This window comes from Streptomyces sp. NPDC088910, assembly GCF_044749865.1.
GTDB lineage: Bacteria > Actinomycetota > Actinomycetes > Streptomycetales > Streptomycetaceae > Actinacidiphila.
In genome coordinates this window covers 556,465-583,090 of sequence record NZ_JBIVIV010000003.1, presented here as the reverse complement: position 1 = coordinate 583,090, position 26,626 = coordinate 556,465, and the positions used below count along the sequence as shown (strand labels likewise).

Here is a 26,626-nt window from a genome sequence, read left to right as displayed (position 1 = left end):
AGGCGGGGAGGAGCGGGTACGCGTGCGGAGGCGCACCCCTGCTCAGGCATGGGCGTGCCGCGACGCGTCCGCCGGCCCAATCCGCGAGGCCCGGACACAACTGCGCCCGTCGCTTGTGGGCGCTACGGGCGCGCTGGCGGCAGGTCCTCGGGCTGTGCGGGCGTACGCCCGCTCACCGTTGCGGGGCAGCGCCGGATTCGCACCGGCTTCCCCTGCTCGACAGCGAAGTTGAGCATACATGTAGTGCCGCGGTTCGCGTGGAAGCCCAGATGTTGTGTCGTGAGGGCGGGTCGCCGAGGTCGGCGTGCAAGCGCCGGAGGGGATTTTATTCCCTCCGGCGCCCTCAGATCCGCGGGGCCGCGACCGCTGTGAGGGCCGGTTCGCGGCCTGGTTCGCGGCCTGGTTCGCGGTCCGCGCGCGCGGCGCGTCTCGCGTGCGCCCGGCGTGTCGCCTCGGCCTCGCGGGCGGCGTCGGCCGCGCGGATCTGGCGGGTGATCCTGGCCTCGGCGCGCAGGCCCAGGACGGGGACGAAGGAGAGGATGAGGAGGAGGGCGGAGAGGGCTGCGATGTCCAGGAGAACGGTCATGGGTCAATCGTGCTCGCGCCGCTTACCCGCGAACAGTGGCAGGACCGCCGTACTACCGCGACATCCTGCCAAGTGGCATCCTCGGGAGCATGCTGAAGAACGTGGCCGCGGTACTGCTCGACGGTGTCCACCCCTTCGAACTCGGGGTGATCTGCGAGGTGTTCGGCCTCGACCGCAGCGAGGACGGGCTGCCCGTGTACGACTTCGCGGTGATCTCCGGCGAGGGCCCGACGCTGCGCACGCACGCCGGGTTCGAGCTGTCGGCCTCCTGCGACATGGACCGGCTGGACGAGGCGGACCTGATCGCCGTACCGGCCGGGGACTCGTACATCGACCGGGACTTCCCGCCGCAGGTGCTCACGGCGCTCAACCGGGCCGTGGAGCGCGGCGCGACGGTGCTCAGCGTGTGCTCGGGCGTCTTCGTGCTGGCCGCCTCCGGCATGCTCGACGACCGGCGCTGCGCCACGCACTGGCGGCACGCGGAACGCCTCGCGAGCCGGTACCCGCAGATCAAGGTCGAGTCGGACGTGCTGTACGTGGACGACGCGGGGGTGATCACCTCGGCCGGTACGGCCTCCGGCATCGACGCCTGCCTGCACCTGGTGCGCAAGGAGCAGGGCAGCGCCGTCGCCAACGGCATCGCCCGCCGCATGGTGGTGCCGCCGCACCGCGAGGGCGGCCAGGCGCAGTACGTGGACCGGCCGCTGCCGCGCGGGCAGAGCGACACCGTGGCCGGGGTGCTGTCCTGGATGGAACGGCACCTGGACCGCGAGGTGACCGTCGAGGAGCTGGCCGCCCGCGCCCACATGTCGCCGCGCACCTTCGCCCGCCGCTTCCAGCAGGAGACCGGCACCACCCCGTACCGCTGGCTGCTGGGTCAACGGGTGCTGCTGGCGCGGGAGTTGCTGGAGGCCACCGACCACACCATGGACGCCGTCGCGCTCCGCGCGGGGTTCGGGAACGCGGCGACCATGCGGCATCACTTCGCCCGCTGGACGGGGACCACGCCACAGGGGTACCGGCGCACTTTCGCCTCGCGCTGAGGCGCGGGTCCCCAAGGCGCGGGTCCCCAAGGCGCGGGTCCCCAAGGCGCGGGCCGCACACCACAACGCGGCCTCGCGCCCCCGGGACCCGCCCCCTCGCGCTCTATGCCGGTGCGGGAACCGCCTCCTTCGCCGCCTCCTCCGCCTCCACCACGTAGTCGCCCTTCGCCGTCTCGTCCACGCCGTCGGGGGCCTTGAGGGCGCGCAGGACCAGGGTGAGGACGACCGCGACCGCCGCGTTCAGGACGAAGGCGGTGAGGCCGATGTAGCCGAGCTCGCCGATGCCGGGGATCTTCGCGGAGTTGCCGCCGAAGTGCGACTGGCTGGCGCTGGTCTGCTCGTACGCCTTCCACGTGCCGTACGCCATGCCCGCCGCCCAGCCGGCCAGCAGCGCCCAGCGGTGGAACCAGCGGGTGAACAGGCCGCCGACGATGGCCGGGACGGTCTGGAGGATCCAGATGCCGCCCAGGAGCTGGAAGTTGATCGCGACCGTCTTGTCCATCGACAGCACGAAGACGAGCGCGCCGACCTTGACCACCAGGGACGCGGCCTTGGAGACCTTGGTCTCCTGCGCGGGGGTGGCGTCCGGTTTGAACAGGTCCTTGTAGATGTTGCGGGTGAACAGGTTGGCCGCCGCGATCGACATGATCGCCGCCGGGACCAGTGCGCCGATGGCGATGGCGGCGAAGGCCACCCCGGCGAACCAGGAGGGGAACATGTCCTCGAAGAGCTGGGGGATGGCCAGTTGGGCGTTGTAGCCCTTGACGCCCTTTCCGACGCCCGCCGCCAGCGCCATGAAGCCGAGCATCGCCAGCAGGCCGAGCATCAGCGAATACAGCGGCAGGATCGTGGTGTTGCGGCGGATGGTGTTGCGGCTCTTGCCGGAGAGCACGGCCGTCACCGAGTGCGGGTACAGGAAGAGCGCCATCGCCGAGCCCATCGCGAGCGTGGCGTACGCCCATTGGGCCTGCGGCGCCGACACCAGTGAGCCGCGCGGCTTGCCGGTGGCGGGGTTGGTCACCTTGTAGGCCGCGTCCGCCTTGTCGAAGATGTCGCCGAACCCGCCCAGTTTGTACGGGATGTAGATGATCGCGACCACGATGACGATGTAGATCAGCGCGTCCTTGACGAAGGCGATCAGCGCGGGCGCGCGCAGCCCGGAGGAGTACGTGTACGCGGCCAGCACACCGAAGGCGATCAGCAGCGGCAGGTCCTTGACGAACCAGTTGGTGGAGTCGCCGCCGCCCACGCCCATCACGTCCAGCACGGCCTGGATGCCGACGAGTTGGAGCGCGATGTACGGCATGGTCGCGACGATCCCGGTGAGCGCCATCGCGACCGACAGGCTCTTCGAACCGAACCGGCCGCGGATGAAGTCCGACGAGGTCACGTACCCGTGCTTGTGCGAGACCGACCACAGCCGCGGCAGGAAGAGGAACACCAGCGGGTAGGTGATGATCGTGTACGGGACCGCGAAGAATCCGGCGGCGCCCGCGGAGTAGATCGCGGCGGGCACGGCGACGAAGGTGTACGCGGTGTAGAGGTCGCCGCCGAGCAGGAACCAGGTCACCCAGGTACCGAAACTCCGGCCGCCCAGGCCCCATTCGTCCAGGTGCAGGGCGTTCTCCGCGCGTCGCCAGCGGGCGGCGAGGAAGCCCATCACCGTGACCAGGAGGAAGAAGAAGACGCAGACGCCGAGCGCCACGCCGTTCACGTCGTTCGTCACTTGGCCGCACCCCCCTTGCGCGCCCGCTCCTCGCGGCGCACCAGGACGTACGCGGTGTACGTCAGCAGCGCCGCCGCCGGCACCCACGCCATCTGGTACCAGTAGAAGAACGGGATGCCGATGAACCTCGGGGTGAGCCGCGAGTACGAGCTGACCCAGAGCAGCGCCACGAAGGGCGCGACCAGGCATATCCCGGCGATCACGCGCGACGCGGTGACCACCGGCCGCCGCGGCGGTGCGGGGTGTTCCTCAAGTGATAGGTCGTCGGGCATACGTGCGGCTCCCGTCCCCTAGAGCTACGAGTGTGACTCGCGGGAATCTAGGGGAGGGGAGTAGCGCACGTCACCATGTGTGCGGCGATCTCACTCGTGAGAAGTCAAACCGGCGGTCTCAGTCGGTGGGGCGGCTCAGTCGTGCCACGAACTTGTAGCGGTCGCCGCGGTAGACCGAGCGCACCCACTCGACCGGTTCGCCGACGGTGTCGATCGAGTGCCGGGAGAGCATCAGCATCGGCAGGCCGACGTCGGTGCCGAGCAGTCCGGCCTCGCGCGGGGTGGCCAGCGAGGTCTCGATGGTCTCCTCCGCCTCGGCCAGCCGCACGTCGTAGACCTCGGCCAACGCCGTGTACAGGGAGGTGTACTTGGCGAGGCTGCGGCGCAGCGCGGGGAAGCGCTTGGCCGACAGGTGCGTCGTCTCGATCGCCATCGGCTCGCTGTTGGCCAGCCGCAGCCGCTCGATCCGCAGCACCCGGCCGCCGGCCTTCATGTCGAGCAGCCCGGCGAGCCGGTCGTCGGCGGTGATGTAGCCGATGTCCAGGAGCTGGGACGTGGGTTCGAGACCCTGGGCGCGCATGTCCTCGGTGTACGAGGTCAGTTGGAGCGCCTGGGAGACCTTCGGCTTGGCGACGAAGGTGCCTTTGCCCTGGATGCGTTCGAGCCGGCCCTCGACCACGAGTTCCTGGAGCGCCTGGCGGACCGTGGTGCGCGAGGTGTCGAACTCGGTGGCCAGCGTGCGCTCCGGCGGTACGGGCGTGCCGGGGGGCATGGTCTGGGTGATGTCCAGAAGATGCCGCTTGAGCCGGTAGTACTTGGGCACGCGTGCGGTACGGCCCGCGGTGCTCGCGGTCCCCGCCGTACTCTCCGCGCCACTGCCCGCGTCGCTGTCCATGACGTCTACTCCCGACTGCTGTCGTGCTGCCGTCACCGGCTCCTCCGTTATATGCGGCTCACATCGTGGCACGGCCTGACCTGGAGCGGGGAGGCGGTAGTGGTCGCTTCCCGCTCAGGTGTCGGTCCGATAACAGAGCCGACATGGGTTCTTATACACCCTTGACACCCCCAAAGGTCTAGGCCAAGCTCCGGGTACTGGTCTAAACCATTAACGACCAAATCCCAGACCCACGAGCAGGACGCGGCTGCACACGTGTCTCGCGGTAGCCGACATTTCGGGTGGTGGGGGGAGTTTCGGGCATCCTGAGGAGGGTGGCGTGAAGCGCAAGCTCATCGCGGCGATCGGCGTCGCGACCATGATTGCTGGTATTGCGGCCTGTGGGTCGGACAAGAAGGACGACAAGGCCGCTGAGAAGCCGGCCGACCAGACCGGCACGGTGACCGTCTGGCTGATGGCCGAGGCGCAGACCGCCTGGCCCGAGCTGGTACAGAACACCACCGCCCAGTTCAAGGCGAAGTACCCGAAGGTCAACGTCAAGATCCAGTACCAGCAGTGGAGCGACAAGGTCCAGAAGCTGGACGCCGCGCTCTCCGGTTCCAGCGCCCCCGACGTGGTCGAGCTGGGCAACACCGAGACCCAGACGTACATCCTCAACGGCGCTCTCGCCGAGCTGGACAAGAAGACCTTCCAGAACTCGGACACCTGGATCAAGGGCCTCGAGGACACCTGCACCTACCAGGGCAAGCTCTACTGCGCGCCCTACTACGCCGGTGCCCGCGTCGCGATCTACAACACCGCCGACTTCAAGGCCGGTACGGGCTCCGACGCCTTCCCCGCCACCGAGGACGAGCTGACCGCCGCCCTGGACAAGATCGAGGCGAAGAAGGGCGGCGACAAGACGTACTCGCCGCTCTACCTCCCCGGCCAGTACTGGTACGCGGCCATGTCGTACGTGAAGGCGTACGGCGGCCAGATCGCCAAGACCGACGGCAGCAAGTGGACCGCCGACCTGGAGAGCCCGCAGGCGCAGCAGGGCATCCAGCACTTCATCGACCTGGTGAAGAAGTACAACCACGGCGACCAGACCAAGGACGAGGCGGACCACGCCAACGTCATGGCCCACGAGAAGGCCGGCGTCATCTACGGCAACGGCTGGGAGTCCGGCTCGGTCATCACGCCGCCGAACGGCAACGCCAAGCTCAAGGACGTCATCAAGACGGCCACGATGCCCGGCCCGAACGGCAAGGCGCTGCCCTCCTTCATCGGCGGCTCCGACCTCGCCGTGGTCAACAAGTCCAAGGTGAAGGACCTCGCCAAGGAGTGGATCGCGGACTTCACCGACGAGAAGAACGAAGCCGCGCTGGTCACCAAGGCGACGCTGCCGAACAACACCAAGCAGCTCGAGCCGATGAAGGCCGACCCGGCCACCGCCGCCGCGGCCAACGCCGTGCCGGACGCCTGGTTCACGCCGATCGCACCGGGCTGGGCCGCGATCGAGAAGCAGGGCATCCTCAAGTCGATGCTGCTCGACATCCTCAAGGGCAAGTCCGTCGCCGACGCCACCAAGGCCGCCGACGACAAGATCAACTCGCTGATCAACACCGCCTCCTGACACGGCGGTCGTCACCAGGGGAGGGCGGTCCGCGGTCGCGGGCCGCCCGCCCCGGTATCCCGGCATGGACACCGAAGAAAGGTCAGAGCGGATGAGTGCCGCCGACACGCATGCCACCGAGCCGGTGACGGGGGGCCGCCCGCAGATCCCGCCGCCGCGCTCGACCGGTCCGGCCGCCACGACAGCGGGCCGCGCCGCCGGGCGCAACCGGCAGAGCAGATCGCTGCCGTATCTGCTGATCGCTCCGGCGCTGCTGATCATGATCGGCGTGCTGGGCTACCCGCTCGTCGACACCATCGTGCTGTCCTTCCAGGACGAGCGCCGCAACAACCTCTGGAACGGCGTCGCGGCGCCCTGGGTCGGCTTCGACCAGTACAGCTCGATCCTCGGCGACAGCGAGTTCTGGGCCGTGGTGCTGCGCACCGTGGTCTTCGTCGTCGTCTGCGTCGTCGCCACCATGTCGCTCGGCCTGCTGATCGCGCTGCTGATGCAGCGGGTCTCCAACTGGGTCCGGGTCACCATGAGCAGCGTGATGATCGCCGTGTGGGCGATGCCGCTGCTGGTCGCCACCTCGGTCTTCAAGTTCATGTTCGACTCCGACTACGGCCTGGTGAACCAGCTCCTCACCCGGCTGCCCGGCGTCGACTACACCCGGCACAACTGGTTCCTCAACCCGACCACCGGCATGGCGATCATCGCCGTCCTGGTCGTCTGGGGCGCCATCCCCTTCATCGCCATCAGCCTGCACGCGGCGCTCACCCAGGTCCCCAAGGAACTGGAGGAGGCCGCGCGGATCGACGGCGCCAAGGGCTTCGGCATCTTCCGCTACGTCACCTTCCCGATCATCAAGCCGGTTTTCGTGATGACCAGCACCCTGTCGGTGATCTGGGACTTCGGCGTGCTCGGCCAGATCCTGCTGATGCGCGGCGGCCAGCCCGAGCAGGACTACCAGACGCTCGGCCTGTACGCGTACACCCAGGCGTTCATCTCCAACTCCTTCAGCCGGGGCGCGGCCATCTCCGTGGTCTCCGTCCTGCTGCTGTCGGGTGTCGCCGTTTACTACCTGCGCCAGCTTCTGAAGATCGGAGAGGTCGAGTGAGCACCGCTGTCAAGAGCGGCCCCGCGACCCAGGGCCCCACGGCCGGAGTCGTCTACCGCACTCCGAAGAAGAAGCGCAACGGCTGGAACGTGCTCGGCCTGATCGTCACCGTGATCATGGGCTTCCCGGTGTACTGGATGGTCATCACCGCGCTCCGCCCGAGCCAGGAGATCCTCAGCTACCACCAGAAGCTCTATCCCAGCTCCGTCACGTTCAACCAGTTCAAGCGCGCGATGGACATGCCCAACTTCTGGGACAACGTCAAGAGCAGCGTGATCATCTCGGCGTGCAGCGTCGTGATCGCCATCGGCATCGGCCTGCTCGCGGCGTACGCCATCGGCCGGTTCAAGTTCTGGGGCCGCCGCGGCCTGGTCATCGCGCTGCTGGTGATCCAGCTCATCCCGGCCACCTCGATGCTGATCCCGATCTACATCCAGCTCAACAAGATGGGCGGCCTCAACCAGTACTGGGGCGTCATCGTCGTCTACGCGGCGAGCACCCTGCCCTTCGCCGTATGGATGCTGCGCGGCTTCATCGTCAACATCCCCAAGGAGCTCGAGGAGTCGGCGATGGTCGACGGGTGCAGCCAGATGGAGGCGTTCCGCCGCGTCGTCCTCCCGCTGCTCGCGCCCGGCCTGGTCGCCGCGTCGATCTACGCGCTGATGACCGCCTGGAACGAGTACCTGTTCGCCTACGTACTTCTCCAGGACAATGACAAGTACACGTTGAGCATCTGGCTGCTGAAGTTCACCGGACAGCGCGGCACGGACTACGGGGCCCTCATGGCGGGCTCGATCCTGATCGCCCTGCCCGTCGTGATCTTCTTCCTGTTCGTCCAGCGCAAGGTGGCCTCCGGCCTGACCGCAGGCGCGGTGAAGGGATGACCGTCATTACCGTCGACACGCCCGCGGACGTCCTGGCCCGCGACGCCCTCACCGTCCTCCAGCCCGGCTTCCGCGGCACCGAGGCCCCCGACTGGGTGCTGCGGCTGCTCGCCGAAGGGCTCGGCGCGGTCGCGCTGTTCTCCCGCAACATCGAGTCGCCCGAGCAAGTCGCCCGGCTCACCGCCCAGTTGCGCGCGGTACGGCCCGACGTGCTCGTGGCCGCCGACGAGGAGGGCGGCGACGTCACCCGGCTCGAAGCGCGCGGCGGCTCCTCCTTCCCCGGCAACCTCGCGCTCGGCGCCGTCGACGACGTCAAGCTCACCCGGGCCGTCGCCGCCGAACTCGGCCGCAGGCTCGCCGCGTGCGGCGTCAACCTCAACTGGGCGCCGTCCGCCGACGTCAACTCCGACCCCGGCAACCCGGTCATCGGCGTCCGCTCCTTCGGCGCCGAGCCCGAACTGGTCGCGCGCAACACCGCCGCCTACGTGGAGGGAATGCAGTCGGCGGGCGTGGCGACCAGCGTCAAGCACTTCCCCGGCCACGGCGACACCGGCGTCGACTCGCACCACGCGATGCCGCGCATCGACGTCGACCTCGACACCCTGCGCGACCGCGAACTCGTGCCGTTCAAGGCGGCCGTCGCCGCCGGCACCAAGGCCGTGATGAGCGCTCACATCCTCGTCCCGGCCCTCGACCCCGACCTGCCGGGCACGCTCAGCTCCGCCGTCCTCACCGGCCTGCTGCGCGCCCCGCGCGAGCAGGGCGGCCTCGGCTACGACGGCCTCATCGTCACCGACGGCATCGAGATGCAGGCCATCTCCGCCGCGTACGGCATCGAACGCGGCACCGTCATGGCGCTGGCCGCCGGGGCCGACGCGATCTGCGTCGGCGGCGGCCTGTCCGACGAGCAGACCGTGCTCGGCCTCCGCGACGCCATCGTGCGCGCGGTGCGCGAGGGCGACCTCCCCGCCGAGCGGCTGGCCGACGCCGCCGCCCGGGTGCGCGACCTCCAGGTGTGGGCCGCCGAGCGGGCGGCCGCAGCGGAGGGGACCGCGTCCGCCGCCCCGGCAGGGGAGTCCGACATCGGCCTGGAGGCGGCCCGCCGCGCCCTGCGGATCACCCGCCGCGCCGAGTTCACCCCGCTCACCGAGGCGCCCTACGTCGCCGCCCTCACGCCGGTCGCCAACATCGCGGTCGGCGACGTGACCCCCTGGGGCATCGCCGCCGACCTCGCCAGGCTCCTGCCGGGCACGGTCACGGGCACCTACCCCGGCCGCGAGGTGGAGGAGCTGGGCGCCGAGGCGTTCGCCGCCGGACTCCTCGACGAGGCCGGCGACCGTACGATCGTCGTCGTCGTCCGCGACGCCCACCGGCACCGCTGGATGTCCGAGGCGCTCGCGGCGGTCGTCTCCCGCCGCCCCGGCACGGTCGTCGTGGAGATGGGCGTGCCCCAGGCGCCCGCCACCGGCGCTCTCCACATCGCCACCCACGGCGCGGCGCGCGTCTGCGGCACGGCCGCCGCCGAGGCCATCGTGGGCTCCGTCTGACGCGGGCTCCGTCTGACACGACAGAGCGCCGGACGGACTGCGATCAGTCCGTCCGGCGCTCTGTCGCGTTCCGCCGGGCAGGCCCTAGACGCCCTGCCAGGCGGGCTTGGCCGCGAAGGTGGCGCGGAAGTACGGGGCCAGCTTCAGCTTGGAGGCTGCGGCCTCGTCCACGACCACGGTGGCGTGCGGGTGGAGCTGGAGCGCCGAGGCGGGAACGACGGCGGCGACGGGCCCCTCGACGGTCTGCGCGACGGCCTCCGCCTTGCCCTCGCCGGTGGCGAGCAGCACCAGGTGCCGGGCCTCCAGGATGGTGCCGATGCCCTGCGTGATCACGTGGTGCGGCACCTGCTCGATGTCGCCGTCGAAGAAGCGGGCGTTGTCGACCCTGGTCTGCTCGGTGAGCGTCTTGATCCGGGTCCTGGAGGCGAGCGACGAGCAGGGCTCGTTGAAGCCGATGTGCCCGTCGGTGCCGATCCCCAGGAGCTGGAGGTCGACGCCGCCGGCCGCGGCCAGCGCCGCGTCGTACGCCTCGCAGGCGGCCTGCACGTCGTCGGCGGCCCCGTCGGGCCCCATGAAGGACTCCTCCGACAGCCCCAGCGGCTCCACGACCTCCCGCAGCACGACCGAGCGGTACGACTCCGGGTGGCCGGTGGGCAGGCCGACGTACTCGTCGAGCTGGCAGACGCGGGCACGGGCCGCGTCGACGGCGCCCGAGCGGACCTTCGCCGCCAGCGCCTCGTAGATGGGCAGCGGGGTGGATCCGGTGGCCACGCCGAGCAGAGCGTCCGGCTTGCGGCGCAGCAGCGCGGCCATGGCCTCCGCGATCAGCTCGCCGCCTGCCGCGGCGTCCGGGACGATGACAACTTCCACGCTGGGCCTGCCGTTCTGGAGGGGACTTGTGTGGTATAGACCAATCTAGCAGAGCAGGGCCCCGTCGGCGCTGCGCCGGGGCACCTCTGCCCGCCACCGCTCGGGTGCGGCTGCGCGTGGCGCTGAGCCCCTGGGCCACGTGTGCGCGAGGTGGGTGCGCCGGTAGCCAGCGAGCCGAAGGGCGCGCCGGTGTTGAAAGGGAGAACGCGCACAGAGAGCGAGGAACGAGCGAACGAGCACGATCGACTGTCGACACCGGGCTTAAGCGCCCGGAGGCGAGAAGGCGGCAATAAAAAGGGAATTACGGCGCCCCCACAAAAGACGGCTCCCACCCCACGGCGCCCCCACAAAAGAGCCCCCCGCCCACAAAAGAGCCCCCCGAAAAAACCCACGGGCCGCGGTGCGCAGCGGGGACCCTCAACCCCGCCGGCACCGCAGCCCGGAGCAGCCGTCGGCGCCTGGCCGGCGGGGTGTGCGGTTCCCCCCGGCGCGATGGGCCGACCTTGAGGTCAGGGCGTAGTCAGGGCAGAGAACGCCTTGCCTCGGTCCGTCCTCCTGTGCGGGGAGGACGGAGGTCTGATGCCACGCGTGTACGCGACACACGAGGTGTCACGTTCGACGCGCGGTACGCGCCACGCGTGGTGTCACGCTTCATTGTGGACTAGACCATTCGGCCTTGTCTACGGTTCCCGGCGACGCTTCCTCGCCAGGCCCCCGGCGGGTCGATGCACCCTCCAGCGAAATCATCTCCGAAAACGGCTCGTCCCGCACCCCCCTCCCCGGCCGGTACGCTCACAGGCGTGCCCTCCATGAACGACCTCGTACGCGAGCACACTGCCCTCGACGACTCCGACCTCGAATGGCTTCATCTGCTCGTCTCGGAGTGGCAGCTGCTCTCCGACCTGTCCTTCGCCGATCTCGTGCTGTGGGTCCCCACCCGCGACGGCACCCGGTATGTGTCCGTCGCGCAGATGCGGCCGAACACCGGGCCGACCTCGTACCAGGACGACATGGTCGGCCACCTGGTGCCGCGCGGGCGGCGTCCGCTGCTGGACATGGCGCTCGACGAGGGCCGTATCGTCCGCGAGGGCGACCCGGAGTGGCGCGAGGAGGTGCCGGTACGGGTCGAGTCGATCCCGGTGCGCCGCGACGGCCGGGTCCTCGGGGTGATCGCGCGCAACACCAACCTGCTGACCGTACGCACCCCCAGCCGCCTCGAACTCACCTACTTGCAGAGCGCCAGCGACCTGGCCCAGATGATCGCCCAGGGCGCCTTCCCGTTCCCGGCCGAGCAGGTCGACATGGACGCCTCACCGCGCGCCGGTGACGGCCTGATCAGGCTGGACGCGGACGGGCTCGTGCAGTACGCCAGCCCCAACGCGCTGTCGGCGTACCACCGGCTGGGCCTGGCGGCCGACCTGGTCGGCCACCACCTGGGCAAGGCCACCGCGGAACTGGCCCCGGCCCGCGGCCCGGTGGACGAGGCGCTGGTGAAGCTCGCCAGCGGCTGGGCGCCGCGCGAATTCGAGGTCGAGGGCGGCGACGGCGTCATCCAGCTGCGCGCGATCCCGCTCAAGCCCAAGGGCGTCCACACCGGTTCGCTGGTGCTGCTGCGGGACGTGACGGAACTGCGCCGCCGCGAGCGCGAGTTGATGACCAAGGACGCCACCATCCGGGAGATCCACCACCGGGTGAAGAACAACCTCCAGACGGTCGCCGCGCTGCTGCGCCTCCAGGCCCGCCGGATGGACTCCGACAACGCCCGTGAGGCGCTGGAGGAGGCGGTCCGCCGGGTCGGGTCGATCGCCATCGTGCACGAGACGCTCTCCCAGACCCTGGACGAGCGGGTCGAGTTCGACGAGATCGCCGACCGCGTGCTGTCGATGGTCGCGGAGATCTCACCCGGCCGGGTCACCCCGCGCCGCACCGGCCGGTTCGGCATCCTGACCGCCGAGATCGCCACTCCGCTGTCCATGGTCCTGACCGAACTGCTCCAGAACGCGCTCGAACACGGCTTCGGGCCGGGGGAGTCGGGCACGGTGGACGTCACCGCCACCCGCGGCCGGGAGCGGATCACCATCTCGGTGCAGGACGACGGCCGGGGCCTGCCCGACGGCTTCGACGCCCAGGAAGCGGGCAACCTCGGCCTCCAGATCGTCCGCACCCTCGTGGTCGGCGAACTGGGCGGCACCTTCGACATGGTCCCCGCCGAGCCGCGCGGCACCCGCGTCGTCCTCGAACTGCCCCTGGAGAGCTGAGAGTTCGCCCTTCCTCCGTGAGGGCACAGCAAAGGACCCCGACCTGGAAGGTCGGGGTCCTTCATGATGCTGTGTGCTGCGCGTGTTGGTGGGTGCTGCGCGCTGCGGCTCGGGGGGAAGCGGTAAGTGCGCGTCAGGCGCTGGCGTTGCGGGCCCGGTTGCGAGCGGCGCGGCGCTTCATCGCGCGGCGCTCGTCCTCGCTGAGGCCACCCCAGACACCGGCGTCCTGGCCACTCTCCAGCGCCCACTGCAGGCACTGCTCCATGACGGGGCAGCGGCGGCAGACGGCCTTGGCTTCCTCGATCTGCAGCAGCGCAGGACCGGTGTTGCCGATGGGGAAGAAGAGCTCGGGATCTTCCTCGCGGCAAACGGCGCGGTGACGCCAGTCCATGGCTGCTCCAACTCCTTGTGTGACAAGCACGTTGCTTGTGAATGTGAACGCTTTCACGAATCCCTACGCAGGCAACGGGACGCCGCCCAGTCTTCACTGGTGCTGGTCCCGCTGAGTGAGGTAGAAGATTCGGGCTCTCAAGGGGGTCGTTGTCAGACCGTCCCGAGCGCCACCTAGAGACTCGCAAACCTCGGCTGGAGATACAACCCCTTCAGAGAAGTTTTTTTGGATTCCTCGGTGTCGCCTCGGTCACAGCCGTACTTCCATGGGGTGCAGGGCAGTCTAAACGTTCGAGTAAAAGGACTTTAGGCTCTTCGACTTACACAATCACACGCAGTGCACGGCGTACGCCTGTGAAGGTCGCGCTCGTTCGCAGCCCCAGGTGGTCACCGTCCACCTGGAAGGGCAATGCCGCCTGCGATTGCAAGGTGAAGTCGGTCAGGTCGTGGAGCGCCAGCGCGTTCTTCCCGCGCGGCCCCCGCTCCGGAGTGGAACGGAGCAATTGCGCCGAGTAACGCGTGGCAGAGGCCATGGACATCTTTGTCACGCCCAGCAGATCGAGGGCGGTGTCGAAGGACGCGCCGGGGGAGGCGTACACCGGTCTGTTCCCGAGATAGGTCCACGGCGAGGTGTTGCAGATTATCGCCATCGCGAGCCCCGACACCGGTTCGCCGTCCGGGCGTTGCAACGAGATCGTGCCGTGCCTGCGGTGCGGATCGGCCAGAAACTGACGTGCGACCTGGCGCAAATACAGCGCGTGCGTGGAGCGCTTGCCCAACTCCCGCTGCTGTTCGACCCGTCCGACCACCCCGGCGTCGAACCCCAGACCCGCGCAGAAGGTGAACCAGCGCGGCGGCACCCCTTCGTCCTCGGTGCCCGGCGTCCCGCTCACCAGACCGAGCCCCACCGTCCGCGAGGACCCCTCGCGCATCGCGTCCAGCAGCGCGCCGGTCGCCTCCACGGCGTCGTTGGGCAGCCCGAGCGCCCGCGCGAAGACATTGGTGGACCCGCCGGGCACCACCGCGAGCTGCGGCAGCGCCTCCGGGTCGGGGCCGTGGTGCAGCAGCCCGTTCACCACCTCGTTGACCGTGCCGTCGCCGCCGAGGGCGACCACCAGGCCCACCTCGCCGCCTTCCGCGGCCCGCCGCGCGAGGTCCCGCGCGTGCCCGCGGTACTCGGTCGTCGCGACGTCCAGCTTGAGGTCGCTCGCCAGTGCGGTACTGATCACATCACGCACCCGCGCGCTGGTGGTGGTGGCGGCAGGGTTGACCACGAGGAGAGCGCGCATGGTCGACAGCGTACCTACCGTCTGGTACAGCGGGCTACGCTGGCCGGTGTGAGCCAGCCCTCGAAGAAGACGCGGAAGCCGCCTCAGCGGGTGGCGGAGAAGATGCAGAAGTTCGTGCCGCCGATGCGCGAACAGCCCACCGAGCGCGAGCGGGAGGCAGCCGCCGCCGCGAAGGCCGCCGCCGACGCGGGACCGCCGCCGCTGCGGCTGACCGCCGCTGCCGCCGTCGCCGCCGTGGAGGGCCTGGCCGTGGTCGCCTGGGGCGTCACGATGTTCTTCGGCGGCTCGGGCAAGGCCGTGCTCGCCGGGCTGCTCGTCCTCGTCCTCGCGGGCTTCCCGCTCGGCGCCGCGTACGGGCTGCGCAAGGCCCGCCGGTGGAGCCGCGGGCCCGCGCTGATCATCCAGCTCCTGTCGCTGCCGATCGCCTGGACGCTGCTGCACAGCGACGGCGGCGGCTTCGTCGCGGGCGGCGCGGTCCTGGGCGCCCTCGCCCTGACCTGCCTCGTCCTCCTGGCCCACCCGGCCACCACGGACGCCCTGGGAATGAGCCGGACGTCGTCCTGACGGACCGCGCGTCTTGACGGACCGCGCGCCCCGGCGGTCCGCGGCCGGTCTCTCGCGGGCGTGCGGGTCCCGGTCGCCCGGGCGGGCCTGATGGCCGGCCGCCCGCCCGGCGAGGGCTACTCCTCGATCAGCAGCTTGTCCCGGAGCTGGGCCAGCGTGCGGGCCAGCAGACGCGAGACGTGCATCTGCGAGATGCCGACCTCCTGGGCGATCTGCGACTGGGTCATGTTGCCGAAGAACCGCAGCAGCAGAATCGTCTTCTCACGCGGCGGGAGCTGTTCCAGCAGCGGCTTGAGGGACTCGCGGTACTCCACGCCCTCCAGCGCCTCGTCCTCGGAGCCGAGGGTGTCGGCGACGGCGGGCGACTCGTCGTCGGTGTCCGGGACGTCCAGGGAGAGCGTGCTGTAGGCGTTGGCGGACTCCAGGCCCTCCAGCACCTCCTCCTCGGAGATCTTCAGGTGCTCGGCCAGCTCGTGCACCGTCGGCGCCCGCCCGTGCCGCTGGGACAGCTCACCGGTCGCGGTGGTCAGCGCCAGCCGCAGCTCCTGGAGGCGGCGCGGCACCCGTACCGCCCAGCCCTTGTCCCTGAAGTGACGTTTGATCTCGCCGACCACGGTGGGGGTCGCGTACGTCGAGAACTCCACGCCGCGGTCCACGTCGAACCGGTCGACGGACTTGATCAGCCCGATCGTGGCCACCTGCGTCAGGTCGTCCAGCGGCTCACCGCGGTTGCGGAACCGCCGGGCCAGGTGCTCGACCAGCGGCAGATGCATCCGTACGAGCTGATTGCGCAGCTCCGCGCGCTCGTTGGAGCCCTCGGGCAGCTTGCTCAGCTCGACGAAGAGGGCGCGGGCGCCCGCCCGGTCGTGCGGGTCGTGCGCCTCCCGCTGCTCCTCGCGGTCGGCTTCCCGGTCGGACTCGCGGTCGGAGCCCCGGTCGGGCTCCTGGTCGGCTTCCCCGTCGGACCGGGGCTCCGCCTCCTGGCGCGCGGACGGGGGCCCGGCCGGCTCCGCCTGCTGCTCCGGCGGCGCGTCCCGTCGCTCGGGCGGCTCGGGCTGTCCGGGCCGCTCCGGCTGCTCGCGCTGGTCCTGCTGCTCCATGGGGTCCGCCTGCTCCGCCTGCTGCGCCGCGTCCATTCCGTCCATACGGTCGTCCGTGCGGGTCTCCCCGCCGGGTTCGGGGTGCTGCCTGGCCGTGTGCCGCCGCCCGGCCGGCCCCGCGGGATCGGGTTGGGCCGGTACGGAGGCGCGGCCGTGCACCGCGGGCGACTGACGCGCGTCGTGCGCCTCGTCGTGGCCCGCGGGCGTGCCGGGGTCTTCACCCCGGGATAGCTCAGCGCTCATGGCGATTCCCCGTCTTCCCGCACGCGAGAGTCACGACAGCCCTGGACCGGCGCCGCGCTTCTTGTGGAGGCTGATGCTGACGGTCTTGTCCTCGGCGACGGTGGAGTCCACCTCGCCGGCCAGTGCCGACAGCACCGTCCACGCGAAGGTGTCCCGCTCCGGCGCCCTGCCGTCGGTGGTGGGCGCGGAGACGGTCACCCACAGCGAGTCCCCGACGAGCCGGAAGACACAGCTCAGCACGGACCCGGGGACGGCTTGCTGCAACAGGATCGCGCACGCCTCGTCCACGGCGATCCGCAGATCCTCGATCTCGTCGAGGGTGAAGTCCAGCCGTGCCGCGAGTCCGGCCGTGGCCGTGCGCAGCACTGACAGATAGGCTCCCGCCGCGGGCAGCCGGACCTCGACGAAGTCCTTCGACCCGGGCTCGCCTGCGATCTGGGACACCCTCACCTCCACGGTGGCACACAGTGATTGCTCTGGTTCGCAGCGACGCTATCGCGATCCGTACCCCGCTGTCGCCCGGACGGCGCACGGTAGGGGAACGGTACGGTATCCGTATCTCTGTCACCCATGGTAAGCGCACGAGCACGGACCGTGGGTAGTGGTCTGCCGACTCAATTCGCATGAGAATCCGCCCGGTTCACCGAGCGTGCGCCAGCGCGGCCAGTTCGGCCAGCGCCGGGCCGGAAAGCCGCTGTACGGTCCACTCGTCCTGCGGGCGGGCGCCGATGGAGCGGTAGACGCCCAGCGCCTTCTCGTTCCAGTCGAGGACCGCCCACTCGAAGCGCTCGTAGCCGCGCTCCACGCAGACCGCCGCGAGCGCGGCCAGCAGCGCCTTGCCGTGCCCGCCGCCGCGCGCCTGCGGGCGTACGTACAGATCCTCCAGGTAGAGGCCGGGGGTGCCGGTCCAGGTGGAGAAGTTCCGGAACCACAGCGCGAAACCGACCACGGTGCCCGCGCCCGCGCCCGAGTCCGAGCCCGCGCCCTCGCCCTCGCCCTCGCTTGAGCCGTCGTCCGCACCGTCCGCCGCGGGCTTCGCGGGCTCCTCGGCGATCAGCGCGTGCGCCACCGCGTCGGGGCCGAACAGGGCCGCGTGCAACTGCTCCTGCGTGGCCCGCGCCTCCTCCAGCGCCCGCTCGTACTCGGCGAGTTCGCGGATCAGCGCGTGGATCACGGGGACGTCGTCCGGGGTCGCGGTGCGGATCATGCCACCAGGTTACGGCTCGATGATGTGACGCAGGTAAGCGCGGGGGTCGGCCAGATAGCGACGCCAGTGGTCGACGATCGCCAGGTCCTCCCAGGCCGTCTCGCGCACACCGCGCTCGCCCACCTCCAGGATGGCCGCGTCGGGGGTCGCGGTGAGCAGCGGGGAGTGGGTGGCGCAGATGATCTGCGCGCCGGAGCGGCCCAGCTCGTGCATGAGGCCCACCAGGTGCAGACAGGCCGTGAACGACAGCGCGGACTCCGGCTCGTCCAGCACGTACAGGCCCACCGGGTGGCTGAAGCGCTCCCGGAAGGCGAGCAGGAAGCCCTCGCCGTGGCTCATGGACTCCACCGGCAGGAATTCGCGGCCGAGCGCGTCCATCGCGGTCTCGGCGCGCAGGAAGAAGCCGCGGCGGCCGGTACGCGGCCCGCCGAGCATCCGGCCGCCCGCCGCCGTGGTGTCGAAGCGGATGCGCTGGCCGAGCGGGGAGCGGGGGCGGTCCGAGACGTAGCGGTAGCCCGCCCGGCCGCCGTGCGGGTCCAGGCCGAAGCCCTCGGCGATGGCCTCGACCAGCGTGGACTTGCCCGAGCCGTTCTCACCGACCAGGAAGGTGACGGGCGCGGTGAAGCGCAGCCCGTCGCGCAGCAGCCCGGCGACGGCCGGGACCGACCACGGCCAGCGGTCCCCGCGGAACTCGTCGTCGCCCTCGGCGGCGGGGATGTGCGCGTACGCCCTCTCGATGATCATCCGGTCCCTCCGGGGTCGGTGCCCGTGATCACCGCGGCCACCCGGGTGCCCGGCGGGAAGACGCCCTCCTCGGCCAGAAAGTGGACGCCGTGCAGCATCTTCGCCACGTAGACCGGCTCGGGGCGCAGTCCGTGCCGGGCGGCGAAGTCGGCGGCGAAGGCGTCGAGTTCGGGGGTGGTACGGGCGTAGCCGCCGTGGTGGAAGCGGTCGTCGAGGCGCCACCGGCCGCGTCGGCCGCCGAACGCCTCCTCCTGGAGCCGCAGCACCTCGGCGGCCAGGAAGCCGCCGCCGCGCAGGACGGGGAAGCCGATCGCCTCCGCCCGGCCGAGCCCGGCCGCGAGCCCGGCCAGGGTGCCGCCGGTGCCGACGGCGACCGCCACCACGTCGGCCTCGCCGTCCAGCTCGCGCCCCAGCTCGGCGGCGCCGACGGCCGCCAGCGCGTTGCTGCCGCCCTCGGGCAGCACATAGGCGGGCCCGAACCGGTCGGTGAGCGCGGCCAGCGTCTCGGGCTCGGCCTTGCGGCGGTACGTGGCCCGGTCGACGAATTCCAGTCGCATCCCGTCGGCCGCGGCCCGTGCCAGCGAGGGGTTGAGCGGCCGGTCGGCCAGTTCGTCGCCCCGCACGACGCCGACGGTGCGGAAACCGAGCAGGCGACCGGCCGCCGCCGTCGCCCGCAGGTGGTTGGAGTAGGCGCCGCCGAAGGTGAGCAGCGTGGTGTGCCCGGCCTCGGCCGCCGCGGCCAGATTCAGCCGCAGCTTGCGGTATTTGTTGCCCGGCAGGTCGGGGTGGATCAAGTCGTCCCGCTTGAGCGCGAGCCGCACCCCGCGGGCGGCCAGGCGCTCGTCCGCCACCTCGACGAGCGGCGACGGCAGCCGGGCGTCCAGCGGGTCGGCGGCACCGGAACCGGTGGATTCCGGGGCGGCGGGCGGCGGTAGGGTCACGCCGACATTGTCACCCGGACGTGTGACATTCGCCGGGGGCGGCCGGGTGCCGCGACGATCCCCTGGCGGCACAAGAGAATCCTCCCGGCAGGTCCCACGCGGAGGATTCACGGTGCATTCTTTCCCCGTGCACGAAAAAGTCCCGGGACGACCGGCCACCAGAGCAGCCAGCGTCACTGCGGCCAGTGACGCCGGTGACGCGCTCACCGCCACGGTGCGGGGGCTGCTGCCCTCGCTCACCCCGGCCGCCGCCAGGATCGCCTCGCTGATCGTGGAGGATCCGGCGCAGGTCGCGCGCAGCACGATCTCCGAGCTGAGCGCCCTGGCGGGCACCAGTGAGTCGTCGATCGTCCGCACCGCGCGGGCGCTGGGCTTCGCCGGGTACCCCGAGCTGCGGCTGGCGCTGGCCGCGTCCGCCGCCCGGCAGGCGCCGCGTTCCACGCTGACCTCCGGGATCACCGAGGACGACTCGCCCGCCGAGGTGATCGCCAAGCTCGTGCACACCGAGTCGCAGGCGGTGCTGGAGACCGCCACGCAGCTCGATCCCGAGCAGCTCGCGGGTGCCGTCAAGGCCGTCTGCGGCGGCGGGCAACTCCACATAGCCGGGGTCGGGGCGTCCGGCCTCGTCGCCCAGGACCTCCAGCAGAAGCTCGCGCGTATCGGGCGGCCCTGTCACGCCCACGGCGACTCCCAGTCGGCGCTCACCAGCGCCGTGCTCCTGGGGGCGGGGGACGTCTTCCTCGCCGTCTCGCACTCCGGCGAGAGCCGTGACGTCCTCGCGCCGTTGCGGCGCGCCGCCGCCGAGGGCGCCACGACCGTGGTGATCACCAACCACCCGCTGTCCACCGCCGCCCGGCTCGCCGATTTCATTCTCGTCTCGGCGGGCCGGGAGACGACGTTCCGTCCCGGTGCCATGGCCAGCCGCATCAGCCAACTGGTCGTTGTCGACTGCTTCTTCGTCTGCGTCGCCCAGCGCACCTTCGACACATCCAGCCGCGCCCTGCGCGTCACACACGCCGCCCTGGAGGGCGACCGCACCGGCTGACCCCGGTGGTGCCACCCGCCCCGCCGGGCCAGTCCGGTGGTCGCCGGTCCACCCGCCGGTGGTGGGTTGCTCGCGCAGTTCCCCGCGCCCCTGAAAAGCCCGGCTTGCCCGGACGGGGAAGCTTGCGCCCCGGCGGGGCAGTTCGGTGGTGGCCGGACCACCGGCCCGGTGGGGGCTGGTGGCGCAGTTCCCCGCGCCCCTGGCGGGGCGCACCGTCTTTCGTCTGGGGGGCGAGCCGATCTTTTGAGGGGCGCGGGGAACTGCGCGCTCAGCCACGACGCTTCCGCAGGTCACCGCCCGCCCCGCCGGGCCAGTCCGGTGGTCGCCGGACCACCCGCCGGTGGTGGGTTGCTCGCGCAGTTCCCCGCGCCCCTGACGGGGCGCACTGTCTTTCGTCCGGGGGGCGAGCCGATCCTTTGAGGGGCGCGGGGAACTGCGCGACAAGCCACGGCGCTTCCGCAGATCACCGCCGGCCCCGGCGGGGCAGTTCGGTGGTGGCCGGACCACCGGCCGGTGGGGGCGGGTGGCGCAGTTCTCCGCGCCCCGGAAGAAGCCGGCCTGCCCGGACGGGGAACGGCGCGCTCGGACATGGCGGGCTGCAAGCCAAGCTAGTGGGCCGGGATGACGTCGACGTCGGCCGCGTTCACGAAGGCGACGCGGTGGTTGTAGACGATCTCGTACACCTTGGTCGTGCCGACGAAATCGTGCTGGTCGTAGGGGGCGGAGCCGTCGTAGTAGATGGCGAAGTAGGAGTCGGTGTACTCGGCGGGGCCGGCGGAGACGTAGGACTGGCCGGCCGGGATGGTGTATTTGGCGCGGGCGAGCTGGGCACGGGGGGCGACGCCGCCCTCGAAGGCCACGAAGTCCGGCGGGTAGACGGAGGCTTCGGGGTAGGCCGTGGTGTAGACGGGGATCGAGGTCTTCCCGGCCTTGGGGACGATGCGGGACGCCTTCACCGGGACGGTGGCCGGGTGTTGCGCGGAGTCCTGGAGCCAGGCCTCGGTGCCGCCCCACCAGATCGCGGTCCAGCCGGGCCTGCGCTCGGCGACGACGTACTGCTCACCGGCCGGTGCCTTGTCGCCCCAGTCGTTCATCGCGGTGGTGCCCGCGCTGCCGTCCGGGTGCAGATACGGGTCGGCGACCAGCGGCGCGCTCGTGCTGGGCGCGGTGTGGAGCGGTACGAAGCTCGACGGCGTGTCGGTGGACGTCACCGGGCAGTCGAAGGCGCGGTACGGGCCGGGGAACTGCTTGTAGCCCTGCACGTCGTCGCAGTACGTGGTGGTCTGCTTGTTGCGCGCGTAGCCCGGCTTGATGGCGACGACGGCGCTGCCCGGCTTGGCGGTCGCGCGGATCGGCGCGCCGAGCAGGTCGAAGAAGTGCTCCCAGTCCCAGCCGGGTCCGGGGTCCCAGTGCTGGGTGGCGACGCCGCTCTCGGTGCCGCCGGGGATGTTGTCGTGGCCGAGGATGTGCGCGCGGTCCAGCGGGATGTCGTACTTCGCCGCGAGGTAGCGCACGAGCCGGGCGGTGGAGCGGTACAGGTTCTCGCTGTACCAGCTCGCGCCGTGCGTCGCCCAGCCCTCCTGCTCGATGCCGATCGAGTGCTGGTAGAAGGAGCGGTTCGCGCTGTCCCACGCGATGTCCTTGGTGGGGATCATCTGCGTGACGTGGCCGTCCTGCGAGCGGACGACGTAGTGCGCGCCCGCCGCGTAGGTCGGGTCGCGGAAGAGGTCGAGCGTGCCGTCGTACGTCTCGTCGGTGCTGTGCAGCGTGATGTAGCGGACGTCGAGGTTGCCGTGGGGGCGGTCGGCGAGGTCGTGGCTGCCGTAGTCCGCCAGGTCCGACGGGTCGAGCAGGGTGTACGCGCCGGGTATGAAGTCGCAGTTCAGCGACGTGGGGCACTCCGGCTTCCGAGAGCTCTTGGGCGGAGTGACCTCCTTCAGGCCCAGCTTGCGCACGTCGTCGCGGTTCGGGCGCAGGTGCCCGGTCGGCGCGAGGGTGATGTGCTGGCCGTCCTGCGTGGTGCGGGTCGCGCCGGCGCGCATCGTGTCCCACACGCCGTCGGCGAAGGTCTGCGCGACCTTGTTCTCGGTCGACTGGCTGTAGCGGGCGGCGGCGGCGTACCAGCCGTCGATGTCACGCGGCAGCCTGCCGTGGCCGTAGCCCTTGGCGTACGAGGCGAGCAGCGCGGCGCCGCCGCGGATGTTCAGGGTCTCGTCGCTCTGCACGGCGGCGGTGTCGGTGCCGAGGAGTCCGGCCGCGACGGCGGCGGTGTGCTCGGCCGGGGCCTTCAACAGGTCGGCGTAGCGCGGCGACTGGGTGGTCAGGCCGTCCGCGTCGAGGTCCCCGGCGGTGAGGTTCGTCAGGTTCATCGGGCCGTATCCGGCCTCGGCGTTGGACTGCCCGGCGTGTGCCTCCCACCGGGTCTCGTAGAAGGACACGGCTTCCAGTACGGGCAGCGGTACGCCGAACTCGTGGGCCGCCGCGGTGAATTCCGCCTGCCGGGCGGTCCGCGGGTCGTCCGCCGTGGCGGAGGTCGTGGTGACGGCGGTCACCGAGAGGCCGGCCAGCAGGGAGAGCGCGGCGGCCACGGTGAGGGTTCTGCGGCTGCGCGGTTGTCTGAGCGGGCGGTGCATCCGTGCTCCTCGCGTGTGCGTGGGTCTGCGTGGTGGGGCTGTCGTCCGGGGGTGTTCGGGGGCGTGTGCGGGGGTGTGCGGGGGTGTGCGGGGCAAAACTGTCGGGGGTACGTCAAGAACCTGCTCCGCGCAGCCTGTCGAGCCGGACTGGCAGTAAGCAACCACCTGGACGTAAATCTTGGAACTTTTTGCCAGCGCGGCCGGAAATCGTCCTGGCCTTGACGCGTACGTCAAGGTCTAACGTCGTCCGTATGCGCATCGGCGAACTCGCGGAACGGGCGGGCACCACCACCCGGACCCTCCGCTACTACGAGTCCCTGGGCCTGCTGCCGCCGGCCGACCGGTCGGGCAACGGGTACCGGTCGTACGACGAGGAGCATCTGCGGCTGCTGGAGCAGATCCGGGTGCTCCAGGACTTCGGCTTCGGCCTGGAGGAGACCCGGCCGTTCGTGGACTGCCTGCGCGCCGGGCACCCGGCGGGGGACACCTGCGCCGCCTCGCTGGAGGTCTACCGGCGCAAGCTCGCCGAGCTGGACGCGGTCGTCGACCGGCTCCAGGAGGTACGGGCCCAGGTCGCCGCCCAGCTCGCCCGCGCGGAGCTGGAGGCCGGGCCGGGCGGGGTGGGGAACGCCCCCGAGCCGATGTGCGAACTGTCCGTCAGTGAAAGGGATTCACCATGACCAGTACCGCCACATCCGTCCCCGCCGTCACCGACGCGACCTTCGCCGCCGAGGTGCTCGGCTCCGACCTGCCCGTCCTGGTCGACTTCACCGCCGACTGGTGCCCGCCGTGCCGGATGATCGCCCCGGTGCTGGCCGAGATCGCCGCCGAGGAGTCGCACCGGCTGCGGATCGTCCAGCTCGACGTCGACACCAATCCGGCGACCCAGGCCGCGTACGGCGTGATGTCGATGCCCACGCTGCTGCTGTTCCGCGCGGGCGAGCCGGTCAAGGTGCTGGTCGGCGCGCGCCCCAAGCGGCGGCTGCTCCAGGAGCTGGCCGACGTCCTGTGAGCGGGCGCCCCGAGACAAAAAGCCCCCGTCCGCCGGTACGGGGGACCTGACGGACGGGGACGTTCTGTGATCGTGCCGGTTTCCTCCGGCGCTACATAAGAGTGCGCCGGACGGCACGATGTGACAGCCCATCGCTGTGGCGCACGCCACATTCTTGAATGATGACGGGGACTAGAAAAACGCCCGCGCTCGGCCGTATGGGTGACGGCCGGGCGCGGGCGGTTGACGCTCCGGGGTGAACCGGGGGGTCAGGCCTGCTTGGTCTCCCAGAAGATCTTGTCGATCTGGGCGATGTAGTCCAGGGCCTTCTGCCCGGTCGCCGGGTCGTTCGACGCCTTCGCCGCGCTGAGCGCCTTGAGGGTGTCGTTGACGAGCTGGTGCAGCTCCGGGTACTTCTCGAAGTGCGGGGGCTTGAAGTAGTCGCTCCAGAGCACCGAGACGTGGTGCTTGGCCAGCTCCGCGCGCTGCTCCTTGATCAGAACGGCACGGGTGCGGAAGTCCGCGTCCTCGTTGGCCTGGTACTTCTCCTGGACCGCCTTGACGGACTCGGCCTCGATGCGGGCCTGGGCAGGGTCGTATACGCCGCAGGGCAGGTCGCAGTGGGCGCTGACCTTGACCTTGGGCGCGAACAGGCGAGTGAACATGGCTGTCCTTCCTCGTGATCGTCTTTCCACGTGGGAGATTACTCCCTGGGAGAGTCGTTTTCTCGGGTGCCCCAGGTGGCTTAGGACAAAAGTCTGGTGCCACTCTGGGGTCGGTGGAGGAACGAACCAGGAGGCGCAGGATGCGGGAGCAGGGGGCCAGGCTGTCGTGGCAGTTGGTCGAGGTCACTGGTCCGTCGATGGCACCCACGCTGCTGCACGGGGACTGGCTGCTGATCCAGCGGATCGCCAGTGGCGCCGAGCAGGTGCGTGAGGGCGACGTGGTGGTGCTGCGGCACCCGTTGCAGCAGGACCTGCTGATCGTCAAGCGTGCCGTGGAGCGGCGCGAGGGCGGCTGGTGGGTGCTGGGCGACAACACGTTCGTCGAGAACGACAGCCGGGAGTTCGGCGCGGTGCCCGACGAGCTGGTCATGGCGCGTGCGCGGGGCCGGTTCCGGCCACCGGGCGAGGTTCAGCGGTCGGTGGCGGGGGCGGCCTCCTGGGCGGCGTCCTGCGTGCGGCTGCTGCGGCCCGACCGGTCGTTCTCCAGGCGCTTGCGGGCCCGGTAGGCCGCGACGTTGGCGCGGGTGGCGCACCGGTCGGAGCAGTAGCGCCGGGAGCGGTTGGTCGACGTGTCCACGTACGCGTTGCGGCACGGCGCGGCCTCGCAGATGCCGAGCCGGTCGACGCCGAGCGTGGTGAGCTGGACGGCCAGGCCCATGCAGGCGGTGGCCGAGTACGACGCGCCGGCGTTCGCCGCGTGGTCGGCGAGGTGCATGTGCCAGTCGGGGCGTCCCGTGGCGTCGTCCGGATAGTCGTGCCCGGAGATCTGCGGGCTGACCGGGAACTCCAGCATCAGCGCGTTGAGCAGGTCCACCGCCCGGACCTCGTCGCCCTCGTCGGCGGCCTCGAAGATCCCGCGCAGCCGGATACGTACCGCCCGCAGCCGGGCCACATCGGCGTCGACCGCCCGCGCGGCGGCCTGCGTACCGGCGCCGATCAACTCCCGTACGGCCTCGACCGAGGTCAGCGCGTCCGTGCCGCGCTTGGGCTCCTCGGTGTTCACGAGGCGCACGGCGTATTCCGAGTAATAAGCCAGTTCCACTTGTGGTCCTTACTGGGGGCGGTCTAGTCTCGGTAATGGCTGAACGGGCTATCAGGGTATTACGAAACGGAGGCTGGTGTGGCTGTGGCGACGGAGAGTGTCTGGCAGGACTGGCAGCGGAGCTGGGACCGCCAGCAGGAGTGGTACATGCCCGACCGCGAGGAACGCTTTCGGGTGATGCTGGACATGGTCGAGGCACTGGTCGGCACCGCGCCCAGGGTGCTGGACCTCGCGTGCGGTACCGGAAGTATCACGGACCGGCTGCTCCGGAGGTTCCCGGCGGCCAGGAGCACCGGCGTCGACCTGGACCCCGCGCTGCTCGCCATCGCGGCCGGTTCCTTCGCCGGGGACGACAGGGTCACCCTCGTGACCGCCGACCTCAAGGACCCGCGCTGGACCGAGAAGCTGCCGCACGACTCGTACGACGCCGTGCTCACCGCGACCGCGCTGCACTGGCTGCACAGCGACGCGCTCCGGACGCTGTACGGGCAGCTCGCCGGACTCGTGCGCGAGGGCGGGGTCTTCCTCAACGCCGACCACATGCCGGACCCGGCGACCCCCGTCCTCAACGCGGCCGACCGCGCGCAGCGGCACGCCCGGATGGACCGGGCCAAGGCCGAGGGCGCCCTGGACTGGAGCCAGTGGTGGCAGCTCGCCGCCGCCGACCCGGTGCTCGCCGAGCCCACCGCCAGGCGGTTCGAGATCTACGGCGAGCACGCCGACGGCGACACCCCGCCGCTCGAATGGCACGCGCGCACACTGCGCGAGGCGGGCTTCTCCGAGGCCCGGGGCGTGTGGAGTTCGCCCAGCGACGCCCTCGTGCTCGGCCTCAAGTAGCCCTGATCGCGCGGGAGTTGACGCCGGGCGTACGACGGAGGGGGTACGGGCCCGAGGCCCGTACCCCCTTGTGTTCCCGC

The 26,626-nt window shown here is 70.9% G+C and carries 28 protein-coding genes and 1 riboswitch; of the genes, 12 read left to right on the top strand and 16 right to left on the bottom strand.

Annotated features, from left to right (window positions below):
- Positions 1 to 120: 120 nt before the first annotated feature.
- A riboswitch (cobalamin riboswitch) is annotated at positions 121 to 266 on the bottom strand.
- Between the two features lie 77 nt (positions 267 to 343).
- A complete protein-coding gene (locus tag ACIP4Z_RS10800; protein WP_401306488.1) occupies positions 344 to 586 on the bottom strand; it encodes a hypothetical protein in 243 nt (80 codons plus the stop codon).
- 89 nt (positions 587 to 675) lie between these two features.
- Here ACIP4Z_RS10800 and ACIP4Z_RS10795 point away from each other — a divergent pair, with 89 nt between their 5' ends.
- Positions 676 to 1,629 (top strand): helix-turn-helix domain-containing protein, encoded by a 954-nt coding sequence (locus ACIP4Z_RS10795; protein ID WP_355347320.1) that lies wholly within the window; start codon positions 676 to 678, stop codon positions 1,627 to 1,629.
- A gap of 103 nt (positions 1,630 to 1,732) precedes the next feature.
- Here the strand turns inward: ACIP4Z_RS10795 and mctP are convergent, their stop codons facing one another.
- The 3 genes from mctP to ACIP4Z_RS10780 form a co-directional block, all read right to left on the bottom strand.
- Entirely contained in the window at positions 1,733 to 3,355 is a 1,623-nt protein-coding gene (mctP, locus tag ACIP4Z_RS10790) for a monocarboxylate uptake permease MctP (protein ID WP_355347317.1), read from the bottom strand.
- Entirely contained in the window at positions 3,352 to 3,627 is a 276-nt protein-coding gene (locus ACIP4Z_RS10785) for a DUF3311 domain-containing protein (RefSeq protein ID WP_391161612.1), read from the bottom strand. Before ACIP4Z_RS10785 ends, mctP begins: the two co-directional genes overlap by 4 nt.
- A 118-nt stretch (positions 3,628 to 3,745) precedes the next feature.
- Positions 3,746 to 4,522, bottom strand: a complete 777-nt coding sequence (locus tag ACIP4Z_RS10780; RefSeq protein WP_355347422.1) for a GntR family transcriptional regulator — start codon at positions 4,520 to 4,522, stop codon at positions 3,746 to 3,748.
- Positions 4,523 to 4,841: 319 nt separating this feature from the next.
- Between ACIP4Z_RS10780 and ACIP4Z_RS10775 the strand changes: the two genes are divergently transcribed.
- The 4 genes from ACIP4Z_RS10775 to ACIP4Z_RS10760 all read left to right on the top strand — a co-directional run bounded on the left by ACIP4Z_RS10775 (position 4,842) and on the right by ACIP4Z_RS10760 (position 9,667).
- The gene (locus ACIP4Z_RS10775) at positions 4,842 to 6,137 is read left to right on the top strand and encodes an extracellular solute-binding protein (protein ID WP_355347311.1); all 1,296 of its coding nucleotides are present in this window, start codon (positions 4,842 to 4,844) and stop codon (positions 6,135 to 6,137) included.
- Positions 6,138 to 6,228: 91 nt separating this feature from the next.
- Positions 6,229 to 7,236: a carbohydrate ABC transporter permease gene (locus ACIP4Z_RS10770; protein ID WP_401306482.1), complete on the top strand. Its 1,008-nt coding sequence runs from the start codon at positions 6,229 to 6,231 to the stop codon at positions 7,234 to 7,236.
- Positions 7,233 to 8,120 carry an ABC transporter permease subunit gene (locus tag ACIP4Z_RS10765; RefSeq protein ID WP_391044377.1) on the top strand — a complete coding sequence of 296 codons (888 nt, stop codon included), beginning with the start codon at positions 7,233 to 7,235 and terminating at the stop codon, positions 8,118 to 8,120. Before ACIP4Z_RS10770 ends, ACIP4Z_RS10765 begins: the two co-directional genes overlap by 4 nt.
- On the top strand, positions 8,117 to 9,667 hold the full coding sequence (locus tag ACIP4Z_RS10760; protein WP_401306479.1) for a glycoside hydrolase family 3 protein: 1,551 nt from the start codon (positions 8,117 to 8,119) through the stop codon (positions 9,665 to 9,667). The genes ACIP4Z_RS10765 and ACIP4Z_RS10760 overlap by 4 nt, the downstream gene beginning before the upstream one ends.
- A gap of 84 nt (positions 9,668 to 9,751) precedes the next feature.
- Here ACIP4Z_RS10760 and nagB read toward each other — a convergent pair whose 3' ends face one another.
- The gene (gene nagB, locus ACIP4Z_RS10755) at positions 9,752 to 10,537 is read right to left on the bottom strand and encodes a glucosamine-6-phosphate deaminase (RefSeq protein WP_391161610.1); all 786 of its coding nucleotides are present in this window, start codon (positions 10,535 to 10,537) and stop codon (positions 9,752 to 9,754) included.
- An 809-nt stretch (positions 10,538 to 11,346) separates the two neighbouring features.
- Here nagB and ACIP4Z_RS10750 point away from each other — a divergent pair.
- Positions 11,347 to 12,795: a histidine kinase N-terminal domain-containing protein gene (locus ACIP4Z_RS10750; RefSeq protein ID WP_355347416.1), complete on the top strand. Its 1,449-nt coding sequence runs from the start codon at positions 11,347 to 11,349 to the stop codon at positions 12,793 to 12,795.
- Between the two features lie 133 nt (positions 12,796 to 12,928).
- Here the strand turns inward: ACIP4Z_RS10750 and ACIP4Z_RS10745 are convergent, their stop codons facing one another.
- Together ACIP4Z_RS10745 and ACIP4Z_RS10740 are read right to left on the bottom strand one after the other, a co-directional pair.
- Positions 12,929 to 13,186, bottom strand: a complete 258-nt coding sequence (locus ACIP4Z_RS10745; protein WP_031520293.1) for a WhiB family transcriptional regulator — start codon at positions 13,184 to 13,186, stop codon at positions 12,929 to 12,931.
- A gap of 319 nt (positions 13,187 to 13,505) precedes the next feature.
- Entirely contained in the window at positions 13,506 to 14,474 is a 969-nt protein-coding gene (locus ACIP4Z_RS10740) for a diacylglycerol kinase family protein (protein WP_355347298.1), read from the bottom strand.
- 48 nt (positions 14,475 to 14,522) lie between these two features.
- Here ACIP4Z_RS10740 and ACIP4Z_RS10735 point away from each other — a divergent pair, with 48 nt between their 5' ends.
- On the top strand, positions 14,523 to 15,038 hold the full coding sequence (locus ACIP4Z_RS10735) for a hypothetical protein (RefSeq protein WP_391161609.1): 516 nt from the start codon (positions 14,523 to 14,525) through the stop codon (positions 15,036 to 15,038).
- A gap of 116 nt (positions 15,039 to 15,154) precedes the next feature.
- Here ACIP4Z_RS10735 and ACIP4Z_RS10730 read toward each other — a convergent pair whose 3' ends face one another.
- The 6 genes from ACIP4Z_RS10730 to ACIP4Z_RS10705 all read right to left on the bottom strand — a co-directional run bounded on the left by ACIP4Z_RS10730 (position 15,155) and on the right by ACIP4Z_RS10705 (position 19,273).
- The gene (locus tag ACIP4Z_RS10730) at positions 15,155 to 15,832 is read right to left on the bottom strand and encodes an RNA polymerase sigma factor SigF (protein WP_401306601.1); all 678 of its coding nucleotides are present in this window, start codon (positions 15,830 to 15,832) and stop codon (positions 15,155 to 15,157) included.
- Positions 15,833 to 15,867: 35 nt separating this feature from the next.
- On the bottom strand, positions 15,868 to 16,359 hold the full coding sequence (locus ACIP4Z_RS10725; protein ID WP_401306598.1) for a PT domain-containing protein: 492 nt from the start codon (positions 16,357 to 16,359) through the stop codon (positions 15,868 to 15,870).
- A 52-nt stretch (positions 16,360 to 16,411) separates the two neighbouring features.
- A complete protein-coding gene (locus ACIP4Z_RS10720; RefSeq protein ID WP_188283433.1) occupies positions 16,412 to 16,825 on the bottom strand; it encodes an anti-sigma regulatory factor in 414 nt (137 codons plus the stop codon).
- A 196-nt stretch (positions 16,826 to 17,021) separates the two neighbouring features.
- Complete coding sequence (locus ACIP4Z_RS10715) at positions 17,022 to 17,588, bottom strand: GNAT family N-acetyltransferase (RefSeq protein WP_401306472.1); 567 nt, start codon at positions 17,586 to 17,588, stop codon at positions 17,022 to 17,024.
- A gap of 9 nt (positions 17,589 to 17,597) precedes the next feature.
- The gene (locus ACIP4Z_RS10710; protein WP_401306470.1) at positions 17,598 to 18,332 is read right to left on the bottom strand and encodes an AAA family ATPase; all 735 of its coding nucleotides are present in this window, start codon (positions 18,330 to 18,332) and stop codon (positions 17,598 to 17,600) included.
- Complete coding sequence (locus ACIP4Z_RS10705) at positions 18,329 to 19,273, bottom strand: 1-aminocyclopropane-1-carboxylate deaminase/D-cysteine desulfhydrase (protein ID WP_401306467.1); 945 nt, start codon at positions 19,271 to 19,273, stop codon at positions 18,329 to 18,331. The genes ACIP4Z_RS10710 and ACIP4Z_RS10705 overlap by 4 nt, the downstream gene beginning before the upstream one ends.
- 127 nt (positions 19,274 to 19,400) lie before the next feature.
- Between ACIP4Z_RS10705 and ACIP4Z_RS10700 the strand changes: the two genes are divergently transcribed.
- Positions 19,401 to 20,318: a MurR/RpiR family transcriptional regulator gene (locus ACIP4Z_RS10700; RefSeq protein ID WP_355347285.1), complete on the top strand. Its 918-nt coding sequence runs from the start codon at positions 19,401 to 19,403 to the stop codon at positions 20,316 to 20,318.
- A 608-nt stretch (positions 20,319 to 20,926) separates the two neighbouring features.
- On the opposite strand, the gene ACIP4Z_RS10695 is transcribed toward ACIP4Z_RS10700, so the two are convergent.
- Positions 20,927 to 22,951 (bottom strand): N-acetylmuramoyl-L-alanine amidase, encoded by a 2,025-nt coding sequence (locus ACIP4Z_RS10695; protein WP_401306464.1) that lies wholly within the window; start codon positions 22,949 to 22,951, stop codon positions 20,927 to 20,929.
- Between the two features lie 251 nt (positions 22,952 to 23,202).
- Between ACIP4Z_RS10695 and ACIP4Z_RS10690 the strand changes: the two genes are divergently transcribed.
- Both ACIP4Z_RS10690 and trxA read left to right on the top strand, forming a co-directional pair.
- On the top strand, positions 23,203 to 23,631 hold the full coding sequence (locus ACIP4Z_RS10690) for a MerR family transcriptional regulator (protein ID WP_355347279.1): 429 nt from the start codon (positions 23,203 to 23,205) through the stop codon (positions 23,629 to 23,631).
- On the top strand, positions 23,628 to 23,963 hold the full coding sequence (trxA, locus tag ACIP4Z_RS10685; RefSeq protein ID WP_355347276.1) for a thioredoxin: 336 nt from the start codon (positions 23,628 to 23,630) through the stop codon (positions 23,961 to 23,963). The genes ACIP4Z_RS10690 and trxA overlap by 4 nt, the downstream gene beginning before the upstream one ends.
- Before the next feature lie 248 nt (positions 23,964 to 24,211).
- Here the strand turns inward: trxA and sodN are convergent, their stop codons facing one another.
- Entirely contained in the window at positions 24,212 to 24,607 is a 396-nt protein-coding gene (gene sodN / locus ACIP4Z_RS10680; RefSeq protein WP_355347273.1) for a superoxide dismutase, Ni, read from the bottom strand.
- Positions 24,608 to 24,747: 140 nt separating this feature from the next.
- Here sodN and sodX point away from each other — a divergent pair, with 140 nt between their 5' ends.
- Positions 24,748 to 25,173 (top strand): nickel-type superoxide dismutase maturation protease, encoded by a 426-nt coding sequence (gene sodX, locus ACIP4Z_RS10675; protein ID WP_355347270.1) that lies wholly within the window; start codon positions 24,748 to 24,750, stop codon positions 25,171 to 25,173.
- Here the strand turns inward: sodX and ACIP4Z_RS10670 are convergent.
- The gene (locus ACIP4Z_RS10670) at positions 25,077 to 25,709 is read right to left on the bottom strand and encodes a CGNR zinc finger domain-containing protein (protein ID WP_401306459.1); all 633 of its coding nucleotides are present in this window, start codon (positions 25,707 to 25,709) and stop codon (positions 25,077 to 25,079) included. The genes sodX and ACIP4Z_RS10670 overlap by 97 nt on opposite strands.
- A 78-nt stretch (positions 25,710 to 25,787) precedes the next feature.
- Here ACIP4Z_RS10670 and ACIP4Z_RS10665 point away from each other — a divergent pair, with 78 nt between their 5' ends.
- Complete coding sequence (locus ACIP4Z_RS10665) at positions 25,788 to 26,546, top strand: methyltransferase domain-containing protein (RefSeq protein ID WP_391044393.1); 759 nt, start codon at positions 25,788 to 25,790, stop codon at positions 26,544 to 26,546.
- Positions 26,547 to 26,626: the final 80 nt, after the last annotated feature.

Coding starts and splice junctions, on each gene's coding strand:
- ACIP4Z_RS10800 (WP_401306488.1), bottom strand. CDS start 586: ATGACCGTTCTCCTGGACATCGCAGCCCTCTCCGCCCTCCTCCTCATC.
- ACIP4Z_RS10795 (WP_355347320.1), top strand. CDS start 676: ATGCTGAAGAACGTGGCCGCGGTACTGCTCGACGGTGTCCACCCCTTC.
- ACIP4Z_RS10785 (WP_391161612.1), bottom strand. CDS start 3,627: ATGCCCGACGACCTATCACTTGAGGAACACCCCGCACCGCCGCGGCGG.
- ACIP4Z_RS10780 (WP_355347422.1), bottom strand. CDS start 4,522: ATGGACAGCGACGCGGGCAGTGGCGCGGAGAGTACGGCGGGGACCGCG.
- ACIP4Z_RS10770 (WP_401306482.1), top strand. CDS start 6,229: ATGAGTGCCGCCGACACGCATGCCACCGAGCCGGTGACGGGGGGCCGC.
- ACIP4Z_RS10760 (WP_401306479.1), top strand. CDS start 8,117: ATGACCGTCATTACCGTCGACACGCCCGCGGACGTCCTGGCCCGCGAC.
- ACIP4Z_RS10750 (WP_355347416.1), top strand. CDS start 11,347: ATGAACGACCTCGTACGCGAGCACACTGCCCTCGACGACTCCGACCTC.
- ACIP4Z_RS10745 (WP_031520293.1), bottom strand. CDS start 13,186: ATGGACTGGCGTCACCGCGCCGTTTGCCGCGAGGAAGATCCCGAGCTC.
- ACIP4Z_RS10740 (WP_355347298.1), bottom strand. CDS start 14,474: ATGCGCGCTCTCCTCGTGGTCAACCCTGCCGCCACCACCACCAGCGCG.
- ACIP4Z_RS10715 (WP_401306472.1), bottom strand. CDS start 17,588: ATGATCCGCACCGCGACCCCGGACGACGTCCCCGTGATCCACGCGCTG.
- ACIP4Z_RS10710 (WP_401306470.1), bottom strand. CDS start 18,332: ATGATCATCGAGAGGGCGTACGCGCACATCCCCGCCGCCGAGGGCGAC.
- ACIP4Z_RS10695 (WP_401306464.1), bottom strand. CDS start 22,951: ATGCACCGCCCGCTCAGACAACCGCGCAGCCGCAGAACCCTCACCGTG.
- ACIP4Z_RS10690 (WP_355347279.1), top strand. CDS start 23,203: ATGCGCATCGGCGAACTCGCGGAACGGGCGGGCACCACCACCCGGACC.
- trxA (WP_355347276.1), top strand. CDS start 23,628: ATGACCAGTACCGCCACATCCGTCCCCGCCGTCACCGACGCGACCTTC.
- sodN (WP_355347273.1), bottom strand. CDS start 24,607: ATGTTCACTCGCCTGTTCGCGCCCAAGGTCAAGGTCAGCGCCCACTGC.
- sodX (WP_355347270.1), top strand. CDS start 24,748: ATGCGGGAGCAGGGGGCCAGGCTGTCGTGGCAGTTGGTCGAGGTCACT.